The following is a 26567-nucleotide window of genomic DNA, read 5'->3' as shown; positions in this document are numbered from 1 at the left end:
ATGCCGCGAGGGACGGGCTGGAACGGAGAACAGAGCGATGCTGCGCCTTGGGGAGCGAGAGTTCGCCCCCGACGAACCGGTGATCATGGCCATCGTCAACCGGACTCCCGACTCCTTCTACGACCAGGGCGCCACGTTCCAGGACGAGGCGGCCCTGGCCCGCGTCGAGCGCGCGGTGGCGGAGGGCGCGGCGATCATCGACATCGGCGGCGTCAAGGCCGGGCCCGGCGCCGAGGTGGACGCGGCGGAGGAGATCCGGCGCACCGCCGGCTTCGTCGCCGAGGTGCGCCGCCGGCACCCGTCCGTGGTGATCAGCGTGGACACCTGGCGGCACGAGGTGGCCGAGGCCGTCTGCGCGGCCGGCGCGGACCTGCTCAACGACGCCTGGGGCGGGGTGGATCCGCTGCTGGCCAAGGTGGCGGCGCGGCACGACGTCGGCCTGGTCTGCACCCACGCGGGGGGCGCGCGCCCGCGCACCCGGCCGCACCGGGTGGCGTACGACGACGTGATGGCCGACATCCTGCGGGTCACCGTGGGGCTGGCCGAGCGGGCGGTGGCGCTGGGCGTGCGGCGCGACGCCGTGCTGATCGACCCCGGGCACGACTTCGGCAAGTCCACCCGGCACTCGCTGGAGGCCACCCGGCGGCTCGGCGAGATGACGGCCACCGGCTGGCCGGTGCTGGTGTCCCTCTCCAACAAGGACTTCGTGGGCGAGACGCTGGACCTGCCGGTCCGGGAGCGGCTGCTGGGCACGCTGGCCACCACCGCGGTCTCGGCCTGGCTGGGCGCCCGGGTCTACCGGGTCCACGAGGTGGCCGAGACCAAGCAGGTGCTGGACATGGTGGCCTCGATCGCGGGCCACCGCCCGCCGGCGGTGGCCCGCCGGGGCCTGGCCTGAGCCGGGCCCGGGGGCCGGGGCCCAGGTCCTGTCCGGCCGATCCGGCAAGATCGACAGGACCGGAACCTAGGGCCTGTATCGAGTTCCCGGTCGGATCAGCCCGCGGCGTCAGACGCGGTGCATCGCAAGGCACCGGATCGCAGCTCATACCCGGCCGTATTCGCGCGATTCGGCTGGGGGCACCTCCCAGACGGAGTCTGGGGGAGCGGCGAGGTGCCGTGACTGGCGTCGCGGGCCCGGGCGGGAACTCGATACAGGCCCTAAGGCTTGGTGACCAGCGCGATGGCCTCGTCCACGTCGTCGGTGACGTGGAACAGCGCCAGGTCCTTCTCCGACGCCTTGCCGCCCGCGATCACGGTGTCGCGTACCCAGGCCGCCAGGCCGCTCCAGTACTCCGTGCCGACCAGCACGATCGGGAAACGCGTCACCTTCTGCGTCTGGACCAGAGTCAGCGCCTCGAACAGCTCGTCCAGCGTGCCGAGGCCGCCGGGCAGCACCAGGAAGCCCTGCGCGTACTTCACGAACATCGTCTTGCGCACGAAGAAGTACCGGAAGTTGACCCCGATGTCGACGTACTCGTTCAGCCCCTGCTCGAAGGGGAGCTCGATGCCGAGGCCGACCGAGACGCCGCCGGACTCGCTGGCGCCGCGGTTCGCCGCCTCCATCGCGCCCGGGCCGCCGCCGGTGATCACGGCGAAGCCCGCCTCGGCCAGGCCGCGGCCGATGCGCCGCCCCAGCTCGTACTCGGGCGCGCCCGGCCGGGTGCGGGCGGAGCCGAACACGCTGACGGCCGGCCCGAGTTCGGCCAGGGCGCCGAAGCCCTCGACGAACTCCGACTGGATCCGCAGCACCCGCCAGGGGTCGCCGTGCACCCAGTCCGAGGGCCCGCGGGTGTCGAGCAGCCGCTGATCGGCCGTGCCGGGCATCACCTGGCCGCGCCGGCGCACCACCGGGCCCAGGTGCTGTTCGCGCCTGCCGTCCCGCTCGCCGGAATCCGGGCTGCCGCTGCCGCTCATGCCGTGCTCCTCACCTGTCGCTGTCGGGGACCTGTGAGCAGCGTACGGTCACGCCGCCGCTGGTCCGGAGAGCCACCTGCGCAGCCGCTCCTCGCAGCGCAGAATCAGCTCCGTCTCCACGCGCTCGTCCCGCTTGTGGGCCAGATTCGGGTCGCCCGGGCCGTAGTTGACCGCCGGCACGCCCAGGGCGCTGAAGCGGGACACGTCGGTCCAGCCGAACTTGGGCCGCGGCTCGCCGCCGACCGCCTCGATGAAGGCGCGGGCGGCCGGGTGCGTCAGCCCGGGCAGGGCGCCGGGCGAGTGGTCGGTCACGACGAACTCGGCGACGCCGCAGCCGTCGAAGACCTCGTGGACGTGGGCGACGGCCGCCGCCTCGTCCAGGTCGGGCGCGTAGCGGTAGTTCACGGTGACAACGCACTCGTCCGGGATGACGTTCCCGGCGACGCCGCCCTCGACGCGCACGGCGTTGAGCCCCTCGCGGTATTCGAGGCCGTCGATCACCGGCCGCCGCGGCCGGTAGTCGGCCAGCCTGGCGAGCACGGGCGCGGCGGCGTGAATGGCGTTCGAGCCCATCCAGCCGCGCGCCGAGTGGGCGCGCTGGCCGGGCAGCCGCAACTGGACGCGCAACGTGCCCTGGCAGCCGCCCTCCACCTCCCCGCTGGAGGGCTCCAGGAGCACGGCGAAGTCCCCGGCCAGCCAGTCGGGATGGGCGGCGGCGAGGTGGCCCAGGCCGTTGCGGTGGGCCTCGACCTCCTCGTTGTCGTAGAAGACGAAGGTGAGATCGCGGTTGGGGCGGGGCACGGTCGCCGCGACGCGGAGCTGGACGGCGACGCCCGACTTCATGTCGCTGGTGCCGCAGCCCCACAGCACGCCGTCCTCGTCCAGCCGGGAGGGGACGTTGTCCGCGATGGGCACGGTGTCGAGGTGCCCGGCGAGGACCACCCGCTGGTCGTGGCCGAACTCGGTGCGCGCCACCACGTTGTTGCCGTACCGGTCGACCCGCAGCCAGGGCAGCGTCCCCAGGGCCTCGAACACGGCGTCCGCGAGCGGCTTCTCGGTGCCGCTGACGGAGGGGATGTCGACAAGCTGGGCCGTGAGGGCGGCGGCGTCCCGGCCGAGATCGAGAAGTCCGGGTTCGGTGGCGGGTGGTTCCATGACCTCACGTTACCCGGCGGGCGCGGGCTGTCGGTCCGACCCGTTACCCTCTTCGCGTGCCCGGACCGACGACCGCCAAGCGAAGCCGACGAGCGGCGCGTGGCGCGTTCGCCACGCTGGTGCTGCTCGGTATCGGGGGCTACGCGTTCGTCACGCTCTACGACCGCGACGGCTCCCAGGGGCCACCGCACTGCGCGGTGGCGCGCGCGGACGGCGAGCGCGCGTTCACGCTCAAGCCGCAGCAGGCGGCCAACGCGGCCACCATCGAGGCCGTCGCCTCCGCCCGGGGGCTGCCCGAGCGCGCCGTGACGATAGCGATCGCCACCGCGATGCAGGAGTCCAGCCTGCGGAACCTCGACTACGGCGACCGGGACTCCCTCGGCCTCTTCCAGCAGCGGCCCTCGATGGGCTGGGGCAGCGAGGAGCAGGTCATGGACCCGGTGTACGCGGCGGGCGCCTTCTACGACCGGCTGGTCGAGGTCCCGTCGTACGAGACGATGCCGCTGACCGAGGCCGCGCAGGAGGTGCAGCGCAGCGCCTTCCCCGACGAGTACGCCAAGCACGAGGAGGAGGCGGCGCTGCTGGCCGCCGCGCTGACCGGGCGGACGCCGGCGGCGCTGAGCTGCTCGTGGATCGTCGGGGCGGAGCAGGACGGGCAGCCGTCGGAGGTGTACGACCGGCTGGTGCGGGAGTTCGGCGAGGGCGTGCAGCCCATCGGCGACGGCACCCAGGTCACCGTTCCGCTGCGGGCGGGCGAGGAGACGCGGCGCGGCTGGGAGCTGGCGCACTGGGCGGTGGCGCACTCCGCCGAGCTGGGCATCGCGCGGATCTCCTATGGAAACCACCTGTGGGAGGCCGAGAGTTCGGCCGACGGCTGGCAGGAGATAACCGAGGAGAACGTGGCCAGTTCCACCGACGAACTCCGGCTCTCCGTTTTCTCCCCGGTGTAGCGGCACACCGGCACAGTTGTACGGGAATGCGCCGGCCCGGCCGTCCCGGACCAAGGTGAATTCCGGGCCCCGGGGAAGGACGTGACGTTCGGTCAATTACCTTCCGCCAGGCGGCCGATCCATCTCATTCCGCGGTCTCGATAATGCGATGCATTGCCAATCCTTTACCCGTGCCGACCGAAACCTCTCCCGGCCCGCGACCGATAGGCACGGCGTCCGCATCGCATCTCTCCGCAAAGGAGCATCATGTCCAACCCTGTTGCGCGCCGTCTTGCCAAGGCCGCGTTTCTGCTCGCCGCGGGCGCCGCACCCGTTCTCGGGGCGGCGGGTCAGGCGGCCGCGGCGGATGACCCGCTGCTGCCGGACCTCGGCGGACTGACCAAGCTGGACGACGACGGTCTCGGCGACACGGTGGACAGGACCGGGCGCTCCGCCGCCGGCCTGGCCGAGGACGTCGGCGACGACGCCCTGCGGACGGCCGCGCCGATCGTCATGCCACTGGCCCACGAGGTCGGCGCCAGCACCGCCACGACCACGGGAGCGCTGGTGCACGACGTGGCGACCACCCTCTCCCACACCGGCCCCACGCCGGACGAGGTGGCGCGTGCCCTGCCCTCGCTGGAGGACCCGGACATGCACGCCCTGACGCTCTGACGGCCGCGGACGGGCCCCGGGGAAGCAGCCCGTCCCCGGGGCCGCCTCATGCCGACAGGCGCGCGACCGCCGCGGCGACGCGTTCGTCGGTCGCGGTGAACGCCACCCGCACGAAACTCTCCCCCGCCGGGCCGTAGAAGTCCCCGGGCGCCACCAGGATGCCCTGCTTGGCCAGGTCCGCCACCGTGTCCCAGCACGGCTCGTCGCGCGTGGCCCACAGGTAGAGCGACGCCTCGCTGTGCTCGATGCGGAACCCGCGCCCCAGCAGCGCCCCGCGCAGCGCCTCCCGCCGCGCCGCGTACCGCGCCCGCTGCTCGGCCACGTGCGCGTCGTCCCCGAGCGCGGCGGCCATCGCGGCCTGCACGGGCGCGGGCATCATCATCCCGGCGTGCTTGCGGATCGCGAGCAGCTCACCCAGGACCGCCGCGTCGCCCGCGAGGAACGCCGCCCGGTACCCGGCGAGATTGGACCGCTTGGACAGCGAGTGCACGGCGACGAGACCCGCGGTGCTGCCGCCGCACACGTCCGGGTGCAGCACCGAGACCGGCTCCGCGTCCCAGCCCAGCTCCAGGTAGCACTCGTCGCTGACGACCAGCACGTCGTGCGCCCGCGCCCAAGCCACCACCTCGCGCAGCTCGGCCCGTTGGAGAACGCGGCCGGTGGGGTTGGCGGGCGAGTTGAGCCACAGCAGCCGCAGCCCGGCCGGGTCCAGCTCGGTGGCCGCCCCCCGGTACGGCACCGGCTCCGCGCCGGCCAGCCGCGCCCCCACCTCGTACGTCGGGTAGGCGGGCTCGGGGAAGGCCACCCGGTCCCCGGCGCCCAGGCCGAGCTGGGCGGGCAGCGAGGCGACCAGCTCCTTGGACCCGATCAGCGGCAGGACGTTCGCGTGGCCGAGACCACTGGCGCCCGTGCGCCGCTCGCACCAGTTGACGATGGCGTCCCGCAGCGCGGGCGTGCCCCACACCGTCGGGTAGCCGGGGCTGTCACCGGCCGCGGCCAGGGCCCGCCGGATCACCTCCGGCACGGGGTCGACGGGGGTGCCGACCGACAGGTCGACGATGCCTCCGTCATGGGCGGCCGCGGTCGCCTTGTACGGTTCGAGCCGGTCCCAGGGGAAGACCGGCAGGCGGGCGGAGACGGACGGCACGGGTGGCTCCCCTTCTTCAACGACGACCGCCGGCGGGCGCGGTCGCACGAACTCACGGTCTCAACGGGCTCAACGGGCTCAACGAGTAGCACACCCGCCGAACGCATCGGTCCCGCGCGGGCGGCTGCCGCGCGGGACCGGTGACCGACGCCGGGCAGGGACTGACCGGCGGGACGTCACTCGTCGTGGCTCTGCGGAGGCAGCGCGGCGACCAGCGGGTGGTCCCGCTCGATCAGGCCGAGCTTGCTCGCGCCGCCGGGCGAGCCGAGCTCGTCGAAGAACTCGACGTTCGCCTTGTAGTAGTCCTTCCACTCCTCGGGGGTGTCGTCCTCGTAGAAGATGGCCTCCACGGGGCAGACAGGCTCGCAAGCACCGCAGTCCACGCACTCGTCGGGGTGGATGTACAGGGCGCGCTGCCCCTCGTAGATGCAGTCGACAGGGCACTCCTCGATGCATGCCTTGTCCTTCAGGTCGACACAAGGCTCCGCGATGACGTAGGTCACGCTGTCAGTCCTCCTCGTTGGGGGCGGCGGGGTCCGCCACTATGGCGCGCGGGAGCGCGGCGTCGTCGATGCTCAGCCCTAGTATCGCCGGTTGGGGCTAAAGGACGAACAAGAGGGGCTGAGAAGACGCATGCAGTTCTCCGCGGACGCACACTTTATCGTCCGTATCACCGCCGCTGACGTGGGCAAACGCGTCTCCGTCCGGACCCTGACGGGCTCCGGTGAGCCCGGCGCCCGCTTTACCGACACTGTCGGGGTGCTCACATCGTGGACGGGTGGTGTGCTCACCGTCACACGCCGGGACGGGCGGATTGTCCACCTCGCGGAATCCGCCCTGGTCGCGGGAAAGGTGGTGCCGCCCCGCACCGCCCGACCGCGCGGACTGCCCGCGACGACCGTCGCCGAGCTGACCACGGTCGCGGTGCGGAGTTGGCCCGCGCCGGACGCCGAGCGCCTCGGGGACTGGCTGGCCAGGGCCGGGGAGGGCTGGACGCGCCGCGCCAACTCGGCGGTGCCGCTGGGTGACAGCCCGCCGGACCTCGACCGGCTCGTCCAGTGGTACGCGGCGCGCGGCCTGCGCGCGAACCTTCAGCTCCCGACCGGGCGGGAGATGCTCACCGCCGAACTCGACCGGCGCGGCTGGACCGCCGCCGCGCACACCTCGGTCCAGGTCGCGGCGCTCGCCCCGCTCGCCGACCGGGCACCCGATGAACGCGTGCTCGTCAGCCGGGAGTTGACGGAAGAGTGGCTGCGCGGCTGGCCGCGTGCGGCCGAGGCACCGGCCACCGCCCGGCGGATCCTGGGCGGCGGCCCGCTGGTGCTGTTCGCGCTGATCCCCGGCGACGACGGCCGCCCGGCGGCGGTGGGCCGCTGCGTGGTGGACGGCCGGTGGGCCGGGTTCGCGGCGATGCGGGTGGACCCGGCCCACCGCAGACGCGGCCTGGCCACCACGGTGCTGGCCGAACTGGCCCGCGCGGCGCTCGCCGAGGGCGCGAGCGCCGCGTACCTCCAGGTGGAGACGGACAACCCCGGCGCCCGTGCGCTCTACGCGCGCCTGGGGTTCGCCGATCACCACCACTACCACTACCGGACGGCGCCGGAGGGATAGCCGGCCTTAGCCGATGGCCCCCTCGACGACGGCCTCGCGGCGGCCCGGGCCGTCGTTCACGGTGGCCGTCTCGCGCAGCGCGGGGATCAAGGCGGCGGCGATGTGCTCCATGGTGATCGGGACCACCCCGGCGCCGCCGTCGATCATGACGCCGTCGAAGTAGCCCTCGAGTTCGACCTCCAGCGCCTCGGTGTCGATGACCGGCTGGAGGTTGCCCTCGTCGCTCGGCGCCATCGACAGCACGTTGCTCAGCGTCTGCTCGCTGAGCGGCAGCGCGTAGTTCTCGCCCGCCATCACCCAGACCCAGCCCGACATCGCCGGCTCGCCGAACTCCTGGAGCGCCTGCTGCACCTGGGCCTCGCCCACGGTCGGCTCCTGGTTGGTCATCGGCAGCTCGATGGCCGGGTTCCGCCCGGTGGCGGCCCGCTCCCGGAACGCGGACTCCACCGCGTCGGCGGCGGCCTGGAGGTCCACCGCGGTGCCGGGCTCGCCGAGCCGGCCGATCGCCTCGCCGTTCTCGAAGACGACGGTGCCCTCGACGGGTCCGGAGCCGGCCTGGTCCGCGATGTCCTGGAGCGCGACGGTCAGTTTCTCGCGGTCCACCGCGAACTCGGCGTTCTCCGTGCGCTCCGCGCCGAGGAGGGAGCCGAACACGGCGACCGGGCTGTAGTCCTGGCCGGAGACCGCCTGCACCGTGGCCTCGGTGTCCACCGACAGGCCCGCCACGCTGGGCTTGAGCTCGACCTCACGCTCGCCGATGCGCAGCGTCAGCGGGTCGTCGTTCGCCTGCTTCAGCGCGGAGTCCAGGCGCTCCTGGGCCTCGTCCGAGCTGAGGCCGCCGATGTCGACGCCCAGCACGGTCGTGCCCCTGGGCACGTCCTCGGGGCTGAGGTAGAGCCCGGCGCCATAGGCCACCACGGCGATTCCGACGACGCCGATGGCCAGCAGCCGCAGCTTGGAACGGCCGCCCTTGCGCTTGGCCGCCGCCGGGGCGGCCGGCTTCGGCTTCGGCTCGGGCTCCGCCTCGGCGACCGCGGCCGGCGGGCGCGGGCCGGGCGGCGGCACCGCCGGACCCGGCTCGGGACCGGGCGGGCCGGCGAACGGGGCGGCGAGCGCGGCCATGGGACCGGTGGCGGTGACGTCCGGCGGCGGCGCGGGCGGGAAGGGCCCGCCGAGGTCCATCGTGGTGCCGACCGGGTCCTCCTCCTCCGGCAGCAGCGGCGGCTCTGGCCGCCGGGGCGCCGCCGGGGCCGGGGGCACGGGCATGTCGCCGGTCACCGGGCCCGAGGTGGGGCCGACGGGCCGGGGCGGCAGGCCCAGCGGCGTGCCGGCCGGCGGGGTGTCGGCGGGCTGCCGGAACCAGTCCTCCGGGATGCCGCTCGCCGGCGTCTCGGGCACGGCCGGGTGGCCTCCGGGCGGGGTCTCCGGGGCGGTGGGCGGAGTGGGCCGCGGCGCGGCGCCCCCCTTGGGCGCGGGCGGCTTCTTGGGCTCGAACCAGGAACTGGTCTTCTTGCCGCCGGCCGCGCCGCCCGCCGCGCCCGCTCCGGTCACCCCGGCCGCGGGCGGCGGGCTCGGTGGCGCGGGGGTGTCGCGCGCCGCCGGCTCGTCGACCGTCTCCCGCACCACGATGGGCGGAATGGGCCGGGATCCGGGAATGTTGATCCGGGCGCGGGTCGTCAGCGTGGTCTCGGTCTTCTTCTCCCCGGCCCGTGGCGCCGGGCGAGCGTCACCGTCCCCCTCGCTGCGCTGGGGTTCCCCCCACCCCAGCGGTCCCGGGGGCGGATTGTCAGTATCACGACTCAAGGCAAGGTCTCCCGGTTGGGCTTCACCAGCCGGCCCGGGCGGGCCGGGACCGGACGGCTGGCCCCACGATACTGGGGACGGCGGGGTGGTACGCCGCCACCACAGGATTGGCACATCCGGCCGCCCTCACGAACGTGAGCGCGGCTCGGGAACGGCGAACAGCGGGCGGTCGGCGGGAGCCAGCGTGGCACACGCCACCGCGAGCGCCATGCCGCCCAGCAGGAACAGATAACTGGCGGCGCCCGCCGCGAAGATGAAGTCCCCCTGCGGGCGGGTCACCGTGAGCGCCAGCACCGCGACCGCCCAGCCGCCGGCCGGCGCCCCGGCCCCCAGCCGGGAACGGGTCACCAGCGCGCCGCCCCAGAACAGCCCGGCGGCGCCGCCGAGCGCCAGCAGCAGCCCCAGCGGGAACCAGCCGCCCTGCACCAGCGAACCGGCCACCCCGGCGAGCACGCCGAGCACCCCCAGCCCCGCGTATCCGGCCCACTTCATGCGTTGTCCCCTTCCTGACCGGGATCGGCTGCCAGACCGGCGAAGATGCCCTCCGCCCCGGCCGGCAGCGGCGCGCCCCCGATCAGCCGGTAGTACTCCGTTTCCCACAGCGGCTGGGCCAGGCCGTTGGACAGCGCGAACACCCCGTCCCCGACCTCGATTTGGGTGGCGTGCGCGGCCATCGCCGCGGTCTTGGCCGCGACCCGGGCCGGGTCGCCGCGCACCGCCAGCGTCACCAGCTCGTCCGCCGTCACCCCCGGCACATCCGACACGGTGGCCACGCCGGGGAACGGGCCGGGCCCGGCGGCGGCCAGCCGGGCGAGGCGGTCCTCGGCGACGGAGCGCGGCACGCAGTTGACCAGGAGGCGGGCGATCTCGTGCCGCCCGGCGGCGAGTTGGGCGCCGCGCAGGGCGACCCGGTGGGCCTGGATGTGATCGGGGTGGCCGTAACCGCCGTTCTCGTCATAGGTGATGAGCACCGACGGCCGGACCTCGGCGATGATCTCGGCGAGCGCGGCGCCGGCCTCGTCGAGGTCGGCCCGCCAGAACGCGTTCGGCCGGTCGTTCGAGGCGAGGCCCATCATGCCGGAGTCGCGCCAGCGGCCCGGCCCGCCGAGCAGGCGGTGGTCGGTGACCCCCAGCGCGCGCATGGCCGCGGCCAGCTCGCCCGCGCGGTGGGGGCCGAGGGCGTCCTCCCGGCCGGCGGCCAGGTGCGCCAGCGCCGGCGGGATGACCTCGCCCTCCTCGCCGAGCGTGCAGGTGACCAGGGTGACGCGGGCGCCCGCGGCCACGCAGGCGGCCATGGTCACGCCGTTGTTGATCGACTCGTCGTCGGGGTGGGCGTGCACGAGCAGCACGCCGGCCTGGCCGGAGCTCATGGCAGTGAGCTTAACGGCCGCCGCGCACGCCCGATCAGAAGCTCAGGTCGCTGATCATGTCCGACACATTGGTCGAGAAGTCGTCGATGGTAGGGGCCATGTTCGATCCGGCGAGGTAGAAACCGAAGAGCACGCAGACGATCGCGTGCAGCACCTTCAGTCCCGCCCTCCTGACCAGCAGAACGACAATGACCGCGAGCAGCAGCACCGCGGAGACGGAGAGCGCCACCAAGATCACCTCCATGAAGTCGTGCCCGGCTCCGGGCAGGCCAAGGAGACCTTCCGTTCCTGGAAGTGTCCTTCCACCACGCGCCTCGGATCATAACGATCAACAGGCCGAGCACGGCTCGGTGCACGGGAGCAGAAGAGGGGCGCACGCCCCCCGCACGCCCCCCGCGCGGGCTCGTTCAGCGGGCTCGTTCAAGGGCCGCCGCGGTGGTGCCCTCCTCGGGGAAATGGCAGGCGGTGAGGTGGCCCTCGGCGTTGCCGGGGAGCCGGACGAGCGGGGGCTCCTCCGCGGCGCACTTGGCCTCCGCCTTCCAGCAGCGGGTGCGGAAGCGGCACCCGGAGGGCGGATCGGTCGGCGAGGGCACATCACCCTGAAGGCGGATCCGCTCGCGGGGCGGCCGGGGGCCCTCGCCGTCCTCGGGGGCGAGGGCCATCTCGGGCACCGCGGACAGCAGCGCGTGGGTGTAGGGGTGGCGGGGCCGCTCGTAGATCGAGGCGCGGTCGCCCAGTTCGACGATCTTGCCCAGGTACATCACGGCGATGCGCTGCGAGAAGTGCCGCACGATCGCCAGGTCGTGGGCGATGAAGAGGAAGGCGATGCCCAGTTCGCGCTGCACGCGCCGCAGCAGGTTGACCACCTGGGCCTGGATGGAGACGTCCAGGGCGGAGACCGGCTCGTCGGCGATGATCAGCTTCGGCTCCAGGGCGAGCGCCCGCGCCACCCCGATGCGCTGCCGCTGGCCGCCGGAGAACTCGTGCGGAAAACGGTTGTAGTGCTCGGGGTTGAGGCCCACGGTCGCCAGCAGCTCGCGGACGCGGGCCTCCCGGCCGCCGGGCGGCTCGATCCCGTTGATCTCCATGGGTCCGCCGATGATGGTGCCCACGGTCTGCCGCGGGTTCAGCGAGGAGTAGGGGTCCTGGAAGATCATCTGGATCTCGGAGCGGACCGGCGCCAGCCCCCGCCGCGAGGCGTGGGTGATGTCCCGGTCCCGGTACGTGATGCGGCCCGCGTTCGGCTCCAGCAGCCGGGCCAGCAGCCGTCCCGTGGTCGACTTGCCGCAGCCCGACTCGCCGACCAGGCCGAAGCTCTCGCCCTGGTGAACGGTGAAGTCGAGCCCGTCCACGGCCTTGACCGCGCCGACGGTCCGCCGGACCGGGAAACCGCCCTTGACCGGGAAGTGCTTGACCAGCCCCTCGACGGTCATCAGGGGCACCCGGTCGTCCTTGTTCAACGTGACGCTGGTCATCACCGCATGTGTCCTTACCTCGGCCCGGCCCTAGCGCAGCCGGGGCTGGATCCGCTCGACGAAGAAGGTCCGCTTCTGCTCGGCGCTCAAGTGGCAGGCGGCGCCGCGCCCCTCGGGGAGCGCCGGCCGGTCGGTCTCGCAGGAGGCGGGCCCGGCGACCTCGCCGGGGAACGCGCAGCGCGGGGCGAACGGGCAGCCGGGAGGGGCGTGGAGCAGGCTGGGCGGGGTGCCGCCGATGGGCACCAGCTCTTGGCCGACGTCGCCGGTCAGCCGCGGCATGGAGGTCAACAGGCCCCAGGTGTACGGGTGTTGCGGCCGGTGCAGCACCTCGTGGACCGTGCCGCGTTCGACGGCGCGGCCCGCGTACATCACCAGGACGTCGTCGGAGACCTGGGAGACCACGCCGAGGTCGTGGGTGATCATGATGATCGCCGAGCCGAACTCCTGCTGGAGTTCCATCAGCAGGTCCAGGATCTGCGCCTGCACGGTGACGTCCAGCGCGGTGGTCGGCTCGTCGGCGATGAGCAGATCCGGGTCGCACACCAGGGCCATGGCGATCATGGCGCGCTGCCGCATGCCGCCGGAGAACTGGTGCGGGTAGTCGTCCACGCGCTTGCGGGGGTTGGGGATGCCGACCTTGCCGAGCATCTCGACGGCCCGCTCGCGGGCCTCGCGCCGGCCGGCGCCGCGGTGCTTGCGGAACGGCTCGGCGATCTGGCGGCCGACCGTGTGGTACGGCGAGAGCGCGGTGAGCGGGTCCTGGAAGATCATCGCGACCTTGTTGCCGCGCAGCCGCTCCAGCTTGCGCTCGCCGGTGGTGGTCAGCTCCTGGCCGTCGAGGTGGATCTCGCCGGAGACCCGGGTGTTGGCGGGGTCGTGCAGGCCCAGGACGGCCTGGTTGGCGACGGACTTGCCAGAGCCGGACTCGCCGACGATGCCCAGGGTCCGGCCGCGTTCCAGGTCGAACGACAGCCCGTCCACGGCCTTCACGACGCCGTCCTCGGTGCGGAAGTGGACGCGCAGGTCGCGCACCGAGAGGAACGGCCCGGCGCCGTCGGCCGCGTCACTGGCCGGGGCGCCGTCCTTGGCTGCACTGGTGGTGGTCACGTTCGGTCCGCTCCTAGGCCAGCCGGACGCGCGGGTCGATCAGCGCGTAGCAGGCGTCGACGAGGATGTTGAAGACCACGATCATCATCGCGGCGAAGAGCATCACGCCCATGAGCATGGGCAGGTTGGACTCCAGGACGGAGTTGACCGCGAGCCGGCCGAGCCCCGGCAGGGCGAAGGTGGCCTCGGTGATCATGGCGCCGCCGAAGAGCGAGCCCAGGTCGATGCCGAAGATGGTGACGATGGGGATGAGGGAGCCGCGCCAGGCGTACCGGAAGAAGACGGTGGAGCCCGACATGCCCTTGGCCCGGGCGGTGCGGACGTGGTCCTCCTGGAGCTGCTCGATGAGCGAGGCGCGGGACATGCGGGTGTAGCCGGCGGTGAAGATGGTGGCCAGCACCAGCCAGGGCAGCAGCAGCCCCTCGAACCAGCCCATCGGGTCCTCGGTGAACGGCACGTACTTCGGCTGGGACAGGATCTCCATGTTGTGCACCAGCACGGCCATGGCGAGCGGGCCGATGAAGTAGATCTGCATCGAGCTGAGGACCAGCGAGGTGGAGCTCACCGCCTTGTCCAGCAGGGTGCCCCGGCGCCAGGCGGCGAGCATGCCGAGGGCCAGCCCGACGACGAGGAAGACCACGGCGCCGCCGAGGGCCAGCGAGACGGTGGTGGGCAGCCGGTCCAGGATGGTGTCCAGGACGGGCCGGTTGTCGGTGAAGGAGAAGCCGAGGCAGGGGGCGGGGCAGTTGCCCGCCGGGAACTCGCGGCCCATGAAGATGCCCACCATGTAGTCCCAGTACTGCACGGGGACCGGGTCGTCGATGCCCAGGTTCCGTTCGACGACGGCAAGTTGCTCGGGGGTGCAGGACCGGCCGCAGGAGAGCAGCGCCGGGTTGCGCGGGATCGCGTAGAAGAGGAAGAACGTGATGGCGCTGATGATCAGCAGGATGGCGATGGCGCCGAGCGATCGCCGCAGGAGAAATCGGAGCATCGGGTCGCAGCCTTCGGGATGGGTCCGCCGGGATCGGGAGCGGGTGCCCGGCCGCCGAGAGGGCCGGGCACCCGCCGCCGTGCTGGGCGCTTACTCCTGGATGACGTAGAGCCGGTTCATGTCGACGGTGCCGAGGTCGTCGTTGAACACCGCCCCGCCGACCAGCGAGCCGTGCAGGATGTTCTGCTTGTAGTAGTAGAGCGGGACCATCGGCAGGTGGTCCTCGAGGATGGTCTTGTTGAGCTCGAACCACTCGGTGGCGGCCTCGGCCGGGTCGGTGATGGCGCTGATGCGGTCGATCTCGGCGTTGACGCCCTCGTCGTTCAGGTGGCTGTAGTTGTTGCCGCCGTCCGCGATCAGCCGGCCGTCGAACTGCGGCGGGATCACCGTGGAGCCGGAGAGCCAGTCGTGGCCCCAGTTGCTGCGGTAGATGTCGTAGCCGTTGTCGACGACGCCGATCTCGTCGTACCAGGTCGTCTCGGGCACCTCGCTGCGGTTGACCTCGAAGCCGGCCTCCTCCAGGGCCTCCTCGATCACCACGGCCGCGCGGGCGTCCTCGGTGGCCGTGTGGTGGACGTAGTTCAGCTCGTAGCCGACGGCGTCCGCCTCCTCCAGCAGCGCGCGGGCGCCCTCGGGGTCGCCGCGCAGGTTCTCCAGTTTCCCGTAGGGGTCGTAGCCCTCCTCGAAGCCGGGCAGCAGCGGGCTGATCAGGCTGCTGGCGTACTCGCCGCCGAAGGAGCCGCCGTAGGCGTTGAGGATGCCGTTGAGCGGCAGCGCGAGGGCGATGGCCTCCCGGACCCGCTTGTCGGTGACCCGGTCCATGTTGATGGCCAGGGTCGCGACGAACGGCTGGTAGCCGGAGACCATGCGCTCCTGGTACTCGGGGTTGGAGGCGACCTCGGGGGCGTTGCCCGGGTCCACGCCGTTGTTGAAGCTGATGGCGTACCGGTCGTCGCCGTTGTCGGCCATCAGGCGCGCGGTGGAGTCGGCGTCCTCGGGGCCGAAGGTGATCTCCCACCGGTCGGGGTAGGCGGTCCGGGCGGCGTCCGTGTCCGGGTTCCAGTGCTCGTTGCGCACGAGCGTCATGGAGCGGTCCGGGCGGAACTCCTCGATCTGGTACGGCCCGGAGGTCACCGGGTCCTGGTCGTACGCCTCCTGGGTGTCGCCCTCCTCGGAGACCATGGCGTAGCCGACCATTGCCAGCGCGTAGGGCAGGTCGGGCTGCGGGTTCTCGAAGTGGAAGACGACGGTCCGCTCGTCCGGGGTCTCCAGCACGGTGTCGGGCAGGTGCTCGCCCTCGTAGGGGCCGTTCGGCAGCAGCGGGCGGTAGTCGGCGCCGCCCGCCAGCCACTGCTGGATGTACTGCGGGCCCTCGGTGATGAACTCGGCGAACGTCCGCTCGATGGTGTGCCGGACGTCGGCGGAGGTGATGGGCGTGCCGTCGTTGAAGTGGACGTCTTCCTTGAGGGTGTACGTCCAGGTCCGCCCGTCGTCGGACATCTGGCCCGAGTCGGTCGCCAGGTCGCCGATCACCGAGTAGTTGCCGTCGTTGTCCAGATACACCGTGGTCAGGCCGCGGTGCAGGAGCCGGGCGATGTTCGACTGCGAGGAGACGAAGATCTGCGCCGGGTCCAGGTGCGCGGGGCTGGCGGCCTGGATGACGTTGATGGTGCCGCCGGCCTCGGCGCCCGGTATGGGCTCGGCCGGGCCGGTGGACGCCTCGACGTCGCCGAAGCTGATGGCCTCCATGGTTTCGGGGCCGGCGGTCTCCTCGCCGTTCCCCTCACCGTTTCCGCCGCCGCCTCCGCTGCTGCAGGCGCTCAGGATCAACGCCCCCGCGAGAGCGAGGGAGACGCCGGCGGCGCGCCCTCGGCTCAGTGATCTCATGCTCATCTTCGGTGTGCACCTGCCCGTTTCGGTTGTCATCGGTGGGACTTGGGGTCGTAGGCGTCGCGGACCGAATCCCCGAGGAGGTTGAAGGCGACGACGAAGATCACCATCGAGACCCCGGGGAAGAACATGTAGGTGATGTCGGCCCGGTAGACCTCGGCGCCGATGGCGAACATCCGGCCCCAGTCGGGGGTCGGCTCGACCAGGCCGACGCCGAGGAAGGACAGCGCCGCCGCGGTGGTGACGAAGTTCGGCAGCATGTAGGTGGCCTGGACGAGGATCGGCGAGACCACGTTGGGCAGCAGCTCCTTGCGGATGATCCGCCAGGGCGAGGCGCCGCTCACTTTGGCCGCCTCGACGAACTCCCGCTCCCGCAGCGCCAGGGTGGCGCCGCGCAGGATGCGCCCGAGCGTCATCCAGCCCAGCACCCAGAGCACGACGATGACGGAGACCACCCGCACATAGGTGGGGGTCTCCTCGCGGGGGTCCACGAAGAGGGTGGCCACGATGGGCAGGAACGCCACGAAGAAGAGCTGGTTGGGGAAGGCCATCAGCAGGTCGATGAACCGGCTGATGAAGAAGTCCCAGCGACCGCCGAGATATCCGGCGGCGATGCCGAGCACGATGGCCGTCAGGGTGGCGAGGACGGTCACGGCGAGCGCGATCAGCAGCGATGTGCGGATTCCGTAGAGGAGCTGCGTGAATACATCGCGACCCATGAAGGGTTCGAGGCCGAACCAGAATTCGCCGTCGATCCCGCCGTTGGGTTTGATGGGATAACCGAAGTCATTGAGGAGACCGTCCTCTTTCTGGCCGTAACGGGTGTAGGGATCCTTTCCGTAGAGCCAGGAGATGACGGGGGCGAGCAGCCCTATCAGGAAGAAGAACAGCACGACGCACGCGGATATGACGCCGACTCGGTCGCGCCGGAAGCGGCGCCACATCAACTGGCCGGGCGAGCGGCCGACGAGTGCGACGTCGACGGCCTCGACGCCCCCGACGCCCTCGGCGACCTGGACTTGATCGGACATCACGTCCCCCCGACGAAGTGCTCATGCTGCGTGTCGATGCGAGTAGATCGCGACTGTGGCAAGGCGCCCACGCCCCGTCAAGGTGTAGCAATGGTATAAACCTATGGCGGTCAATTGGTGAGCCAAGGTTATGCGGATTGATGCGCAAACGTGCTTGACGATGGCTCAGGCGATCGGAAATGTAGGGATAATTGCTGACCGCGCCAGTTAACAAGGCAGCAACCTCCCAGACCCTATACCGATATGCGAACGGCCCAGACTGAGGCGGTACGGCCGTGCGGGTGCCGTAGACCGGGGCGGTGCGGACGTTCAGTCCCCACCGCCCCGGTTCGTGTCCGGGCCGCCCGGAAGGGCTCAGGCGCTGGTCACATGCGGCTTTTCCTCCGCGAAGTGGCAGGCGGAGTCGTGCAGTACGGGCCCCGTCGCCCGCTCGAACTCCACTGGCACGGCCAGCGGCGGATCCACCTCCGCACACAGCCGCTGCGCCTTCCAGCAACGCGTGCGAAAGCGGCAGCCGGACGGCGGATTGGCCGGTGAGGGCACATCTCCGGCGAGAATGATGCGCTCGCGTCGCCGGCTCAGCTCCGGATCCGGGACCGGCACGGCCGACAGCAGCGCCTGGGTGTAGGGGTGGGTCGGGTGCTCGTAGATCTCGCGGTCCGTCCCGATTTCCACGATCCGTCCCAGATACATCACCCCCACACGGTCCGAAATATGCCGGACAATCGACAGATCATGGGCGATAAACATATACGAAAGATCAAACTCGTCCTGCAACCGCTCCATGAGGTTGACCACTTGGGCCTGCACGGACACATCGAGCGCCGACACCGGCTCGTCCGCGACGATGATCTCCGGATTGAGGGCCAGGCCCCGGGCGATGCCGATGCGCTGCCGCTGGCCGCCGGAGAACTGATGCGGATAACGGTTGATGTACTCCGGATTCAGCCCCACCACATCCAGCAGCTCCCGCACCCGGCGCCTCCTGTCCCTCTTGGGCGCCACCTCGGGATGAATCTCGAACGGCTCCCCGACGATATCGCCCACCGTCATCCGCGGATTCAGCGAGGTATAGGGATCCTGGAACACCATCTGGATATTCCGGCGCACCGCCTTGAGCGCCCGGCCGGAGAGTTTCGAGATGTCCTCGCCCTTGTACAGAATTTCCCCGGCGGTCGGTTTCTCCAGGCTCATCAGCAGCTTGGCCACCGTCGACTTGCCGCACCCCGACTCCCCCACGATGCCCAGGGTCTCGCCCGGGTACAGGTCGAACGACACCCCGTCCACGGCCTGCACCGCGCCGATCCGCCGCTTGAACAGGATGCCCCGGGTCAGCGGGAAGTGCTTGACCAGGCCGCGCACCCGGAGAATCGGCTCGCGCCGGGGGGCCTCACTCACCGATCGTCTCCCTCCAGAAGTGGCAGGCGCTGGAACGGCCCTCGCCGACCGCCTCGTACAGCGGGGGCCGCGGGTCGTGCCGGCAGACCTCCCGCGCCAGCGGGCAGCGCGGATGGAACGGGCAGCCTGCCGGGATGCGCAGCAGGTTGGGCGGCAGGCCCTTGATGGCCAGCAGCTCCTTGCCCTTGGCGTCCAGCCGCGGGATGGAGTCCAGCAGGCCCTTGGTGTAGGGGTGCGCCGGCCGCGCGTACAACTCCTTGACCGGCGCGTTCTCCACGATGCGCCCGGCGTACATCACCGCGATCTTGTCGGCCACGTCGGCGACCACGCCCAGGTCGTGGGTGATCAGGATCAGTCCCATCCGGTACTCCCGCTGGAGCTCGGCGAGCAGGTCCATCACCTGGGCCTGCACCGTCACGTCCAGCGCGGTGGTCGGCTCGTCCGCGATGATCAGGTCCGGCTCCAGGGCCAGCGCCATGGCGATCATGATGCGCTGGCGCATGCCTCCGGAGAACTGGTGCGGGTAGTCGTTCACCCGCTCCTTCGCCGCCGGGATGCGCACCCGGTCCATCAGCTCGATCGCCCGGGCGCGCGCGGCGCTCCGGGAGGCCCCGCGGTGCACGCGGAACATCTCGCCGAGCTGGAAGCCCACCGAGAGCACCGGGTTGAGCGAGGACAGCGCGTCCTGGAAGATCATCGCCATCTTCTCGCCGCGAATCCGCCGCCGCTCCTCGCGGCCGATGGTCAGCAGGTCCCGGCCCTGGAAGAGGATCTGGCCGCCGGCGATCCGGCCGGGCGGCACGTCGAGGATGCCCATCACGGCCTGGGCGGTCACGGACTTGCCGGAGCCCGACTCGCCCAGCACGGCCAGCGTCTCGCCCTCGGCCACCGAGTAGCTGACCCCGTTGACCGCGTTGACGATCCCGTCCCGGGTGCGGAACTCCACGCGCAGGTCCCGGACTTCGAGCAGCATGGCGGCTTCCTCCCGGGTCAGCGGAGCTTGGGGTCGAGGGCGTCGCGCACGGCGTCGCCGAGCATGATGAAGGCCAGCACGGTGATGCTCAGCGCGGCGGCCGGATAGAGCAGGATGTGCGGGGCGTTGCGGAACTGCATGCCGTCCGAGGCCGCGGAGATGTCCACGCCCCAGGACACCGTGGGCGGCCGGAGCCCCACGCCGAGGTAACTGAGCGTCGCCTCCAGGGCGATGAACGTGCCCAGCATGATCGTCGCCATCACGATGACCGGCGCCACGGCGTTGGGCAGGATGTGCCGCAGCAGCATCCGGCTGTTGCTCGCGCCGAGCGCCCGTGCGGCCTGCACGTAGTCGTTCTGCCGGGCGGTGATCACCGAGCCGCGGGTGATGCGGGCGATCTGCGGCCAGCTCAGCACGGCGATGACCAGCACCACCGGCCAGATGCCGGTGAGGGTGATCATGCTCAGGAAGACGATGGCGCCCAGGATCAGCGGGATGCCGAAGAAGATGTCGGTCAGCCGGGAGAGCACGGCGTCCCAGAACCCGCCGAAGAACCCGGCCAGGCCCCCGACGACCGCGCCGACCAGCGCGACGCCCAGCGTGGCGCACAGGCCCACCGTGATCGAGGCGCGCGCCCCGTACACGGTGCGGGTGTAGACGTCGCAGCCCTGGGTGTCGAAGCCGAACCAGTGCCCGGGCGCGGGCCCTTCGAGGGACCGGCCGAGATCGCAGCGCTGCGGGTCCCGGGAGGCGATCAGGCCCGGCCACAGCGAGATCACCACCAGGAAGAGGATGAGCAGCGCGGAGACGATGAAGACCGGGTTGCGCCGCAGGTCGTGCCAGGCGTCCGACCACAGGCTGCGGGCCGCGCCCGGCTCGGGCATGGCGCTGCCGACGGTGAGGCCCTTGGCCGCGGCTTCCTCCTGGGCACCCAGCGGCGCCGATGACGAGGGCTGGTCAGGCATAGCGGATCCTCGGGTCGAGCACGGCGTAGAGGAGGTCGACGAGCAGGTTCGCCAGCAGGAAGATCAGCACGAGGACGACCACGAAGCCGACGACGGTCGGCGAGTTCTGCCGCAGGATTCCCTGGTAGAGCTGGTAGCCGACGCCCTGGATGTTGAAGATCCGCTCGGTCACGATGGCGCCGGCCATCAGCGTGCCGATGTCGGCGCCCAGATAGGTCACCACCGGGATCAGCGAGTTCCGCAGCAGGTGGCGCACGGTGACGCGGCGGCGCGGCAGGCCCTTGGCGATCGCGGTGCGGATGTAGTCGGCCCGGGCGTTCTCGGCGACGGACGTGCGGGTCAGCCGCGTGACATAGGCGAGCGAGACCAGCGAGAGGATGAGCCCGGGGACGATCAGCTCGTCCACCCGCGCGTCGGGGCTGACGGCCGGGTCGATCCAGCCGAACTCGACACCGAAGAAGTACTGGGCGGTGGTGCCCAGCACGAACGTCGGGATCGCGATCACGACGAGCGTCAGGACCAGCACCGAGGTGTCCAGCGAACGGCCGCGGCGCAGCCCGGTGATGACGCCCAGCACGATCCCCAGGATCACTTCGAAGACGAGCGCGACCAGCATCAGCCGGAAGCTGATCGGAAAGGCCCGCTCCATCAGCTCGGTAACGGGCTGTCCGTTGAACGCGGTGCCGAAGTCGCCGGAGAAGATCTTGCCCATGTAGAGCAGGTACTGCTGCCACACGGGCTTGTCGAGGTTGAACTCCTCGCGCAGCGCCCGGGCGGTGGCCGGGTCCGGGCCGCGGTCGCCGAAGAGCGCGGAGACGGGGTCGCCGAGCGCGTACACCATCATGAAGATGATGAAGGTGGCCCCGATGAAGACGGGGATCATCTGGAGCAGGCGTCGGATGACGTAGCGCCCCATAAGGGTTAGCTCACCGTGATATCGGTGAAGACGGGCACGGAGAACGGGTTGAGCCTGACGTCTTCGAGGCGCTCGGAGTAGCCGGCGGTGCCGTTCTGGTACCACAGCGGGATCGCGGGCAGGTCCTCGGCGAGGATCCGCTCGGCCTCCTGGAAGGTGCCGATGGCGTCCTCCTCGCTGTCCTCGGAGTTGGCCTCGTCGATCAGCCGGTCGAACTCCTCGTTGCTGTAGCCGGAGTCGTTGGACGAGGCGTCGGTGTAGTACAGCGGCTGGAGGAAGTTCTGGATGAGCGGGTAGTCCATCTGCCAGCCGGTGCGGAACATGCCCGACATCTCGCGGTTGGTGATCTGGTTGCGGAAGTCCGCGAAGGTCGGCACCGGGTTGACCGTGCACGCCTTCGTGTCGTCCAGCGCGTTGTTGATGCTGTTGCAGACGGCGTCCATCCACTGCCGGTGCGAGCCGGTGTCCACGTTGGAGGTGATGGTGATGCTGCCGCCGGGCAGCCCGCCGGCCTCGTCGATCAGCTCCCTGGCCCGCTCGGGGTCGTACTCGCAGACGTCGCCGCACAGGCCCTCGTCGTAGCCGCCGGCCTCACCGAGCACGGGGGAGGTGAAGTCGCTGGCCGGGGTGCGGGTGTCGTGGAAGATCCGCGAGGTGATCTGCTCGCGGTCGATCGCCATGGACAGGCCCTGGCGCAGCCGCTTGCCGTCCTCGCCCTTCCAGTCGTCGTCGTACAGCGGGAAGGAGACGGTCTGGATGATGCCCGCGGGCTGGTTGATGTAGCGGTCGCCGAGGTCCTGCTCGGCGTTCTGGAGCTGGGAGGCGGGCACGTCGTCGATCAGGTCCAGGTTCCCGGCCTGGAGATCGGTGTAGGCGGTGTTGTTGTCGGTGTAGACGCGCAGTTCGACGCCGTTGTTGCGGGCCTCGTCGTCCCCGGCGTACTCGTCGTACTTCGACAGCGTCATGCTCTGGCTTCTGCTGTACGAGTCGATCTTGTACGGGCCGTTGCCGACCGGCTTGTCCAGCCACGTGTCGTGGTCCTCGAAGAACGACCTCGGCAGCGGCGCGTAGGCGGCGTAACCGAGCGTTTCCGGCCACAGGGAGAAGGGTTCGGTGAGCCGCACGGTGAAGGTGTGGTCGTCGACGACCTCCAGGCCGCGCATCGTGTCGGCGGTCGCCTCGGCGTTCTCGTCCGCCGGGTGGACGTCCTCGTAGCCGTCGATGAACTGGAAGAAGTAGCTGCCGATCTGCGCGTTGTCCACGTGGGCGCCGTAATTCCAGGCGTCCACATAGGAGTTGGCGGTAACCTGCGTGCCGTCGCTGAACGTCCAGCCGTCCTTGATCGTGACGGTGAACGTCTGCTGGTCGTCCGTCTCGATCGACTCGGCCATGGCGTCCTCGGCCTCGCCGGTCTCCGGGTCGTAGCGCTTGAGCCCCCGGAAGATCATGTCGAGGACCTTGCCGCCCTGCACCTCGTTGGTGTTCGCCGGTTCCAGCGGGTGCTGCGGGTCGCCCCACGAGGCACGGATCACCCCGTCCCCGCCGCCGCCCCCCTCGTCGTCCCCGCCGCCGCACGCCGTCGCCGTCAGGGCCAGGGCCATCGCGCCGGCGACGGCGCCGATCAGGCGAGTGCTTCCGCGCATGGGGGTGCCTCCTCGGACTGGGAAAGCCGTATCATGCGCCATAAAAGCGCTTATATCCCCTATGCGTGGCGAACGGCCCGCCGCCCCCGGCGGAGTGTTGCCGAATACCGCCCATATGCCGGACGGCCGTCCTCGGCTATCGTCCGGACCATGCGCCGTGGGTCCTCAGTCGCAACGGTCCTGCTCCTCGCCGCCGCACTGCTGAGCTGCTCGTCCTCCTCGGAGCCGGACGAGGACCGGGACACCGAGCCGCCACCGCCCTCGGCGGAACCGCTGCCCACCCCCTCGACCGAGCCGCCGCGCGTTCCCTCCGCGACCGAGTTACCCGGCCGGGACGTCTGGCTCCAGTTCGCCGACGAGCGGAACGCGTTCGCGCTGCTGACCGTGTGCGAGACGGACAGCGGGCCCTGCGCGTTCCGGCTCGCCGTGCTGGAGGACGGCATCGGCTGGGAGCTGCGCGACACGCCGCTGCCGGCCGCGGACCCCGACGGCAGGCACCACAACATGGAGGTGGCCGGGCCCGGCAGCGCCCGGGTGTCCGCGCAGCACGAGGACGGCACCGTGGAGTCGTGGCTGACCACCGACGGCGGGCGCACCTGGCAGCCGGCCGGGGCGGCGGCCGACGGCACGGCCGAGGAGATTCCCGAGGGCGCCGAGCTGTCCCTCGGCGACGGGATCCGGGTGCTCATGCCGGACACCGCCGAGTACCGCCGGCTGGCCGAACAGCCCCCGCTCGCCGACCTGACCTGGCCGGCCGCGACCGGCGACGGCTCGTACTGGACCTCCGGGACCGACCCCGACACCGGCGAACGCGCCATCGCGCTGACCGAGGACCGGGGCCGCGGCTGGCGGGTGCTGGCCCCGCTGCCCACCCCGGCGGGGCACGAGGACGCCCAGACGCGCGAGGTGGTGGCCGGACCCGGCGGCGTCCTGTACGCCTTCGAGACCGGCGTCGTGATGACCGACGTCTTCAGCGGCTCCTCGGCCGAGCTGCTGGTCGCCGTGCACCGCAGCGAGGACCGCGGGGAGAGCTGGGAGCGGGTGTGGACGGGCGGCGGCGGGGCCACCCCGCGCTCACTGCTGGGCACGCCCATCGCGGCGGCCGACGACACCCTGACCGTCTACGCCGACGACGGCATCTACACCAGCCACGACCACGGCCGCAGCTTCGACGTCACCCGCCCGGGGCCGCCGCCCGAGGAGCCGGACCTGACCCGCGCCGGCTATCTGCTGCGCGACCTGGGCATCCCCGGCCATTACCGCATCTCGGCCGACGGCTTCACCTGGCACACGCTGATCCTCGGCGGCAACGCATAAGCGCTCCGCTGGAAACGCCGTCACGACTGCGGCTTCGGCCAAGAGCGTGCGGGCCGCCCGTGGCCGATCGCGCCCACGCGGCGGAGCCGTCCGGGGCACAGCCCCGCGCCCCTCGCGGGGCGGCCCGGGCGGGTCGCGGAGGTTTCCCTTCGCGACCCGCCCGGATCCGTTGAACCGCCGTTCCCCGCCGGACGGCGGTTACGCGTGGACGACGTCCTTCTCCTCGGCGAAGTGGCAGGCCGAGGCGTGCTTGGCGCCGGTGTCGCTGTCCTTGAAGCGCTCCGGAACGGCCAGCAGCGGCACCTCGTCGGCGCACTTCTGCTGCGCCTTCCAGCAGCGGGTGCGGAACCGGCAGCCGGAGGGCGGGTTCGCCGGCGACGGCACGTCGCCGGCCAGAATGATCCGCTCCCGGCTGTCCCGGGCCTCCGGGTCCGGCTGCGGGACCGCGGACAGCAGCGCCTGGGTGTACGGGTGCGTGGGGTGGTCGTAGATCTGGCTGTCGGTGCCGACCTCGGCCAGCTTCCCCAGGTACATCACCCCGACCCGGTCGGAGATGTGCCGCACGATGGACAGGTCGTGGGCGATGAAGAGGTACGCCAGCTCGAACTCGTTCTGCAACCGCTCCATCAGGTTGATCACCTGCGCCTGCACCGAGACGTCCAGCGCGGAGACCGGCTCGTCGCAGATGATGATCTCCGGGTTCAGCGCCAGGCCCCGGGCGATGCCGATGCGCTGCCGCTGGCCGCCGGAGAACTGGTGCGGATAGCGGTTGATGTACTCCGGGTTGAGCCCGACGACGTCGAGCAGCTCCCGCACCTTGGCCCGCCGGTCGCCCTTCGGCGCCACCTCCGGGTGGATCTCGAACGGCTCCCCGATGATGTCGCCCACCGTCATGCGCGGGTTGAGCGAGGTGTACGGGTCCTGGAACACCATCTGGATGTTCCGGCGCACGGCCTTCAGCGCGCGGCCGGACAGCTTCGAGATGTCCTCGCCCTTGTACAGGATCTGCCCGGAGGTGGGCTTCTCCAGGCTCATCAGGAGCTTGGCCACCGTCGACTTGCCGCAGCCCGACTCGCCCACGATGCCCAGGGTCTCGCCCTGGTGCAGGGTGAACGAGACGTCGTCCACGGCCTTGACCGCGCCGACCTGCCGCTTGAAGAGGATCCCCTGGGTCAGCGGAAAGTGCTTGACCAGATTGCGGACTTCGAGGATCGGCTCCCGGTCAGCCATGGATCGTCTCCTTCCAGAAGTGGCAGGCGCTGGTCCGGCCGCCCAGCGGGCTGCCGTCCTGTTCCGTCACGTCCACCAGCGGCGGCACGTCGGTGCGGCAGATGTCCTGCGCCTGGGCGCAGCGCGGGTTGAAGGCGCAGCCGTTCGGGATCGCCGTCAGGCTCGGCGGCAGGCCCTTGATCGCGTAGAGCTCCTTGCCCTTGTGGTCAAGGCGCGGGATCGAGTCCAGCAGGCCCTTGGTGTACGGGTGCGCGGGCCGCTTGTACAGCTCGTGCACCGGCGCGTTCTCCACGATGCGCCCGGCGTACATCACCGCGATCTTGTCGGCGACATCGGCGACCACGCCCAGGTCGTGGGTGATCAGGATCAGTCCCATGTGGAAGTCGCGCTGGAGCTCCGCGAGCAGGTCCATCACCTGGGCCTGCACGGTCACGTCCAGCGCGGTGGTCGGCTCGTCGGCGATGATGACGTCCGGTTCGAGCGCGAGCGCCATGGCGATCATGATGCGCTGGCGCATACCGCCGGAGAACTGGTGCGGGTAGTCGTTCACCCGCTCCTTCGCCGCCGGGATGCGCACCCGGTCCATCAGCTCGATGGCCTTGGCCTTGGACTCCTTGCGCGACATCCCGCGGTGCACGCGGAACATCTCGCCGAGCTGGAAGCCCACCGAGAGCACCGGGTTGAGCGCGGACAGCGCGTCCTGGAAGATCATGGCTATCTTGTCGCCGCGGATCCGCCGCCGCTCGTCCTCGGACATCTTCAGCATGTCCTCGCCGCGGAAGAGGATCTCGCCGCCGGTGATCCGGCCGGGCGGCATGTCCAGGATGCCCATGATGGTCTGGGCGGTCACGGACTTGCCGGAGCCGGACTCGCCGAGCACGGCCAGCGTCTCGCCCGCGTCCACGGTGTAGCTGACGCCGTTGACGGCCTTGGCCGCGCCCTCCCGGGTGCGGAACTCCACATGCAGGTCGCGGACTTCGAGCAGTGGCACGCCCGGGACGTCCGCCTTGGTCATTTCGATCGACAC

The 26567-nt window shown here is 71.3% G+C and carries 25 protein-coding genes; 5 read left to right on the top strand and 20 right to left on the bottom strand.

Annotated elements, in window-relative coordinates:
- The first annotated feature begins 37 nt into the window (after nucleotides 1-37).
- On the top strand, nucleotides 38-898 hold the full coding sequence (gene folP, locus RM590_RS07725) for a dihydropteroate synthase (protein ID WP_311703642.1): 861 nt from the start codon (nucleotides 38-40) through the stop codon (nucleotides 896-898).
- A gap of 260 nt (nucleotides 899-1158) precedes the next feature.
- On the opposite strand, the gene RM590_RS07720 is transcribed toward folP, so the two are convergent.
- Both RM590_RS07720 and dapE read right to left on the bottom strand, forming a co-directional pair.
- Nucleotides 1159-1914 carry an LOG family protein gene (locus tag RM590_RS07720; protein WP_311703641.1) on the bottom strand — a complete coding sequence of 252 codons (756 nt, stop codon included), beginning with the start codon at nucleotides 1912-1914 and terminating at the stop codon, nucleotides 1159-1161.
- A 48-nt stretch (nucleotides 1915-1962) separates the two neighbouring features.
- Entirely contained in the window at nucleotides 1963-3069 is a 1107-nt protein-coding gene (dapE, locus tag RM590_RS07715; protein ID WP_311703640.1) for a succinyl-diaminopimelate desuccinylase, read from the bottom strand.
- 56 nt (nucleotides 3070-3125) lie between these two features.
- On the opposite strand from dapE, the gene RM590_RS07710 reads away from it, so the two are divergent.
- Both RM590_RS07710 and RM590_RS07705 read left to right on the top strand, forming a co-directional pair.
- Complete coding sequence (locus tag RM590_RS07710; RefSeq protein WP_311703639.1) at nucleotides 3126-4019, top strand: hypothetical protein; 894 nt, start codon at nucleotides 3126-3128, stop codon at nucleotides 4017-4019.
- 246 nt (nucleotides 4020-4265) lie between these two features.
- Nucleotides 4266-4673 carry an ATP-binding protein gene (locus RM590_RS07705; protein ID WP_311703638.1) on the top strand — a complete coding sequence of 136 codons (408 nt, stop codon included), beginning with the start codon at nucleotides 4266-4268 and terminating at the stop codon, nucleotides 4671-4673.
- 46 nt (nucleotides 4674-4719) lie between these two features.
- Here the strand turns inward: RM590_RS07705 and dapC are convergent, their stop codons facing one another.
- Together dapC and fdxA are read right to left on the bottom strand one after the other, a co-directional pair.
- Nucleotides 4720-5820, bottom strand: a complete 1101-nt coding sequence (dapC, locus tag RM590_RS07700; RefSeq protein ID WP_311703637.1) for a succinyldiaminopimelate transaminase — start codon at nucleotides 5818-5820, stop codon at nucleotides 4720-4722.
- Nucleotides 5821-5996: 176 nt separating this feature from the next.
- Nucleotides 5997-6323, bottom strand: coding sequence for a ferredoxin (gene fdxA, locus RM590_RS07695; RefSeq protein WP_311703636.1), 327 nt, complete (start codon nucleotides 6321-6323; stop codon nucleotides 5997-5999).
- A 130-nt stretch (nucleotides 6324-6453) separates the two neighbouring features.
- Here fdxA and RM590_RS07690 point away from each other — a divergent pair, with 130 nt between their 5' ends.
- Nucleotides 6454-7431 carry a GNAT family N-acetyltransferase gene (locus tag RM590_RS07690; protein ID WP_311703635.1) on the top strand — a complete coding sequence of 326 codons (978 nt, stop codon included), beginning with the start codon at nucleotides 6454-6456 and terminating at the stop codon, nucleotides 7429-7431.
- Nucleotides 7432-7437: 6 nt separating this feature from the next.
- Here RM590_RS07690 and RM590_RS07685 read toward each other — a convergent pair whose 3' ends face one another.
- The 14 genes from RM590_RS07685 to RM590_RS07620 all read right to left on the bottom strand — a co-directional run bounded on the left by RM590_RS07685 (nucleotide 7438) and on the right by RM590_RS07620 (nucleotide 22993).
- Nucleotides 7438-9234: a peptidoglycan binding domain-containing protein gene (locus RM590_RS07685; protein ID WP_311703634.1), complete on the bottom strand. Its 1797-nt coding sequence runs from the start codon at nucleotides 9232-9234 to the stop codon at nucleotides 7438-7440.
- Nucleotides 9235-9360: 126 nt separating this feature from the next.
- Complete coding sequence (locus tag RM590_RS07680; RefSeq protein ID WP_311703633.1) at nucleotides 9361-9726, bottom strand: DUF6113 family protein; 366 nt, start codon at nucleotides 9724-9726, stop codon at nucleotides 9361-9363.
- Nucleotides 9723-10604, bottom strand: coding sequence for an N-acetyl-1-D-myo-inositol-2-amino-2-deoxy-alpha-D-glucopyranoside deacetylase (gene mshB, locus RM590_RS07675; protein ID WP_311703632.1), 882 nt, complete (start codon nucleotides 10602-10604; stop codon nucleotides 9723-9725). Before mshB ends, RM590_RS07680 begins: the two co-directional genes overlap by 4 nt.
- Before the next feature lie 34 nt (nucleotides 10605-10638).
- Nucleotides 10639-10833, bottom strand: coding sequence for a hypothetical protein (locus tag RM590_RS07670; RefSeq protein WP_311703833.1), 195 nt, complete (start codon nucleotides 10831-10833; stop codon nucleotides 10639-10641).
- Nucleotides 10834-11011: 178 nt separating this feature from the next.
- Nucleotides 11012-12079 (bottom strand): ABC transporter ATP-binding protein, encoded by a 1068-nt coding sequence (locus RM590_RS07665; RefSeq protein ID WP_311703631.1) that lies wholly within the window; start codon nucleotides 12077-12079, stop codon nucleotides 11012-11014.
- A 30-nt stretch (nucleotides 12080-12109) separates the two neighbouring features.
- Nucleotides 12110-13111, bottom strand: coding sequence for an ABC transporter ATP-binding protein (locus tag RM590_RS07660; protein WP_311703832.1), 1002 nt, complete (start codon nucleotides 13109-13111; stop codon nucleotides 12110-12112).
- A gap of 88 nt (nucleotides 13112-13199) precedes the next feature.
- On the bottom strand, nucleotides 13200-14177 hold the full coding sequence (locus tag RM590_RS07655; protein ID WP_311703630.1) for an ABC transporter permease: 978 nt from the start codon (nucleotides 14175-14177) through the stop codon (nucleotides 13200-13202).
- A 90-nt stretch (nucleotides 14178-14267) separates the two neighbouring features.
- Complete coding sequence (locus RM590_RS07650; RefSeq protein ID WP_311703629.1) at nucleotides 14268-16070, bottom strand: ABC transporter substrate-binding protein; 1803 nt, start codon at nucleotides 16068-16070, stop codon at nucleotides 14268-14270.
- A gap of 29 nt (nucleotides 16071-16099) precedes the next feature.
- Nucleotides 16100-17098 (bottom strand): ABC transporter permease, encoded by a 999-nt coding sequence (locus tag RM590_RS07645; RefSeq protein ID WP_311703628.1) that lies wholly within the window; start codon nucleotides 17096-17098, stop codon nucleotides 16100-16102.
- 354 nt (nucleotides 17099-17452) lie between these two features.
- Complete coding sequence (locus tag RM590_RS07640; protein WP_311703627.1) at nucleotides 17453-18496, bottom strand: ABC transporter ATP-binding protein; 1044 nt, start codon at nucleotides 18494-18496, stop codon at nucleotides 17453-17455.
- Nucleotides 18489-19469 carry an ABC transporter ATP-binding protein gene (locus RM590_RS07635; RefSeq protein ID WP_311703626.1) on the bottom strand — a complete coding sequence of 327 codons (981 nt, stop codon included), beginning with the start codon at nucleotides 19467-19469 and terminating at the stop codon, nucleotides 18489-18491. Before RM590_RS07635 ends, RM590_RS07640 begins: the two co-directional genes overlap by 8 nt.
- Nucleotides 19470-19486: 17 nt before the next feature.
- Entirely contained in the window at nucleotides 19487-20434 is a 948-nt protein-coding gene (locus tag RM590_RS07630; protein WP_311703625.1) for an ABC transporter permease, read from the bottom strand.
- Entirely contained in the window at nucleotides 20427-21350 is a 924-nt protein-coding gene (locus tag RM590_RS07625; protein WP_311703624.1) for an ABC transporter permease, read from the bottom strand. The genes RM590_RS07630 and RM590_RS07625 overlap by 8 nt, the downstream gene beginning before the upstream one ends.
- Before the next feature lie 5 nt (nucleotides 21351-21355).
- The gene (locus RM590_RS07620; protein WP_311703623.1) at nucleotides 21356-22993 is read right to left on the bottom strand and encodes a peptide ABC transporter substrate-binding protein; all 1638 of its coding nucleotides are present in this window, start codon (nucleotides 22991-22993) and stop codon (nucleotides 21356-21358) included.
- Nucleotides 22994-23143: 150 nt separating this feature from the next.
- Between RM590_RS07620 and RM590_RS07615 the strand changes: the two genes are divergently transcribed.
- Nucleotides 23144-24310: a beta propeller repeat protein gene (locus RM590_RS07615; protein ID WP_311703622.1), complete on the top strand. Its 1167-nt coding sequence runs from the start codon at nucleotides 23144-23146 to the stop codon at nucleotides 24308-24310.
- Nucleotides 24311-24508: 198 nt separating this feature from the next.
- Here the strand turns inward: RM590_RS07615 and RM590_RS07610 are convergent, their stop codons facing one another.
- Nucleotides 24509-25540 (bottom strand): ABC transporter ATP-binding protein, encoded by a 1032-nt coding sequence (locus RM590_RS07610; RefSeq protein ID WP_311703621.1) that lies wholly within the window; start codon nucleotides 25538-25540, stop codon nucleotides 24509-24511.
- Nucleotides 25533-26555 carry an ABC transporter ATP-binding protein gene (locus RM590_RS07605; RefSeq protein WP_311703831.1) on the bottom strand — a complete coding sequence of 341 codons (1023 nt, stop codon included), beginning with the start codon at nucleotides 26553-26555 and terminating at the stop codon, nucleotides 25533-25535. Before RM590_RS07605 ends, RM590_RS07610 begins: the two co-directional genes overlap by 8 nt.
- Between the last annotated feature and the right edge of the window lie 12 nt (nucleotides 26556-26567).

It is taken from the genome of Streptomyces litchfieldiae, assembly GCF_031845365.1.
In the GTDB taxonomy this organism is placed as follows: domain Bacteria; phylum Actinomycetota; class Actinomycetes; order Streptomycetales; family Streptomycetaceae; genus Streptomyces; species Streptomyces litchfieldiae.
Note: the sequence above shows the minus strand (reverse complement) of the source record. Positions and strands in the feature narration are given on the sequence as shown.